Annotated in this window: 2 protein-coding genes and 1 pseudogene; 2 read left to right on the forward strand and 1 reads right to left on the reverse strand. The window is 61.3% G+C overall.

Features of this window, described 5'->3' with window-relative positions; genetic code table 11:
* Positions 1-24 precede the first annotated feature (24 nt).
* Positions 25-291, reverse strand: a complete 267-nt coding sequence (locus tag IVB13_RS00005) for a hypothetical protein (protein WP_247487221.1) — start codon at positions 289-291, stop codon at positions 25-27.
* An 85-nt stretch (positions 292-376) separates the two neighbouring features.
* Here IVB13_RS00005 and IVB13_RS00010 point away from each other — a divergent pair, with 85 nt between their 5' ends.
* Positions 377-703, forward strand: a complete 327-nt coding sequence (locus IVB13_RS00010) for a hypothetical protein (protein ID WP_247487223.1) — start codon at positions 377-379, stop codon at positions 701-703.
* 712 nt (positions 704-1,415) lie between these two features.
* Positions 1,416-1,691 (forward strand): annotated as a pseudogene (locus IVB13_RS00015) (tail fiber domain-containing protein); the annotation flags it as partial.
* Positions 1,692-3,097: the final 1,406 nt, after the last annotated feature.

Raw genomic sequence — 3,097 nt, forward strand, 5'->3', positions numbered from 1 at the left:
GATCGCGATCACTGGAATCCGTGATCACCATCGCCTGGAACACCTGATCACCATCCCTGGAATGCGCAGCAGACTGCCGTTATCAACTCGATCCGCGCATATCTGGCCGAGTTCGGGATTGTTGCGCCCGTCGGGCGCAGGGGTGTCGAACAGCTGTTGGAAGTCGTCGCCGATCCAGCTGACCGCCGGCTCCCGGAGGTGGCCCGCGCGTGTCTTGCGGCTCTCGGCAGTCAGTTGCGGGCACTGAAGGCTCAGATCCTGGAGTTTGATAGGCGCATTATTGCCTGGCATCGATCAAACGCGACGAGCAGGCGACTGGATGCGATCCCTGGCGTCGGTCCAGCATTGACAACGGCGCTAGTCGCGAGCGTTGCCGATGCCAAGGCTTCCGATCGGGGCGGGACTGCTCGGCCTGGGTCGGGCTTGTGCCGAAGCAGAACTCGAGTGGGGCAAGGACAAGCTTGGCAGTATCAGCAAGCAAGGCGATCGCTATTTACGCAGCCTGTTCACAGCGGGCGCACGCGCCGTGATCCGCTATGCCAAGATCCATGGCACGGGCCATCGGCCCTGGCTCACTGCGTTGTTGGCACGGCGCCCCACCAAGGTCGCAGCCATCGCACTCGCCAATAAGCTCGCCAGGATGGCATGGGCGATGATGGCCAGGAACGAACCCTACAAGGAACCCGCCGCTCTTACGGCGTGAACGAGATCACAGCCGGTCATCCGGGTGTGACGTGACGGTTGGAACGGCGAACAGCACCAATGCGGCGCCGGTCGATCCGGCGATCAGGACAACCCACATGGGCCATGCCATCTTCGAATGCGTGCTTTTGATCGGGACCTGATCCGCGGAGGGCATATGGCCAGCGGTCATGAGTACCGCACAAGAAGGCCGAACACGTGGCTGCTCCGACCAACGCCGCAAGTGAAGATTCTCCTTCCAACCTGGAGCCGTCCACCATCGCTTCCGTTCGCGGAGTGTCGCGACATGTCGGCTCACAGGGACAAACCGGAAGTTTGCAGCCGGGCGCCAGTTGGGCGGCTTGTGGACCCAAGGCTGACGTCGCTGCTGTCCGCGGCTAAGTGGGATGCGATTTTTATGCGGCAGGCATTGCTCCGAACGACAGTTGCTCGCCGGGCGAAAATCTATGCTATTGTTTGGGGCAAGCCTCCCTGCCAACCTGCCAACAATTGAACGAAGGAGAAAAACGATGCGCTCACTTCTACTCGCCGCGCTCGGCATTACCGCGTTCTCGGCAACCATGGCTGTCGAGATACCTGAGGCAACTGCTGTCGTCTATTGTGCCGCCGGTGTCTACCGCGCCGGCTGCGTCGTCCGACCCGGCGCCGTCGTCCGACCCGGCGGCGTAGCATCCGTCCGAGGTGTTGCCCGACGTACTACCCGGCGTGTTGTTCGGCGATCCGACATGATGCTTAAGCACGACATCTCGCTTCTCGGCCACCTCGATAACGGCCTTGGCTTCTACCGCTTCAGCTACAACGGCAGCGACAAGGCCTATGTCGGCGTGATGGCGCAGGAAGTCCAGACAGTCATGCCCGCAGCGGTACTGCGCGGCAGCGACGGCTATCTGGGGGTCTACTACGACAAGCTCGGCCTGAAGTTCCAGACGTACGACCAGTGGACCGCGTCGGGCGCTCATGTCCCAGCCGGCACACCAGTCGACCGGTAACGCTTGGACAAAAGCAAAGGGCGCAAGAATCCGTTGCCGTGGTGGCACGGCATCTTTGATGCGCGGCTCCGAACAAGCGCATAAGGCGCCCGCTTCGGTGGGCTATCGCGCAGCGATAGTGCCCGGCTTTGCTGGGAACGATCCTGACAGGGCTCGCGCCACGCGCCCCTGAGCGTTTATGAACTAAGATCACAGGAGCGTTGAAGATGGTCCGTTTGTCCTCCATGTCCGGAGCCGCGCTGGCGCTGTATATGTGCCGCAAACGTGTTTGCCACGACGTTTCGCCACCGCCATCTTCGGCCTCATGGTGGGATCCTCCAGTTCGCGCGAGCCGTCCCACACTGTCCAGGCGGAGCAGATCTTGGAAGGCGGCGTTGAGATCGCGTTGCACTTGGCGCGAGTTTGATCTTGCTACATTAGGGAGGGCGGAGAGGTGCGGAAAGACTTTCCACGCCATCGGAACGAGCCGTGACACTCCGGACTGACCGCTAACCGGGGGCCATGTCTCCTTCTGTGAAGGGTTTCGGATGCCGGCCCTATGACGGTGTTGCCGCGCACACGGGGCCGGCGTCCGAAAGCCTCCAAAGGAGGAAACCGCGCTGGGGGGACGTAGGACGTCGCGTCAAACAACCTTCAGACGATCAGGACGATCGCCTATGGGGATTTGATGTTTGGCGGCACCTGTACTTTCAATGGCTTGGCTATAGCAAAAATACCACACCACACAATCTAAACGTGAGCTCCTCGATATTCGAAGGCCATGAGGCTAACCGATCTCTGGTGGCTGGAAAGCCCCCAGAGCTATCAGAGCCGAAACTGTTTCGATCTGCTCGTCAAGAGCATCACCGCATTTGTAACTCTGCTTACGTCGAGATTCCGACTCGTCCAACTAGCGCGACGTTGCACACAATCGCGATCGAGGGTTCGAGTTGGCTCTTGTGCAATGGTTGGTGCTCCGCCACGCCTTCCAGATCAGCACGTCCTCAATCATCGAATCATCGTCAGCTACGGGCTAATTGCCCCGCTCGTCACGATGAGCTGTCGCCTATTGCTTCGCCGTGTCGCCAGCCGCGGCGTTCTACCGCGCGAGCGGTTTAGTCCCGTGGGCCCTTAGCCGAGTCGCTGCCCGCCTCGACCTGACGTCCGATAAGCGCCCTTAGCGGGATCCAGCGATCCACTATGGAACCAAATGGTGCGTCGTACGTTGGGGACGGTTCGGCGGGCCGCAGGGGCGTCCGCCCCATGTTCATCTCAGTTAGGGAGGGTCGCATCGGGCCGTCGCACCTCCGGCCCCCCGAGAGCCGAGCGCCTTATGTCAAACGTCGAAGAATTTCCGCTCTCCGCCCGGCACCGCCCCACGGAGTTCGAGGCCCTGGTTGCGGCCGGCGCTGCCGCGCTCGATGCCA

It is taken from the genome of Bradyrhizobium sp. 17, assembly GCF_023073515.1.
GTDB lineage: Bacteria > Pseudomonadota > Alphaproteobacteria > Rhizobiales > Xanthobacteraceae > Bradyrhizobium > Bradyrhizobium canariense_D.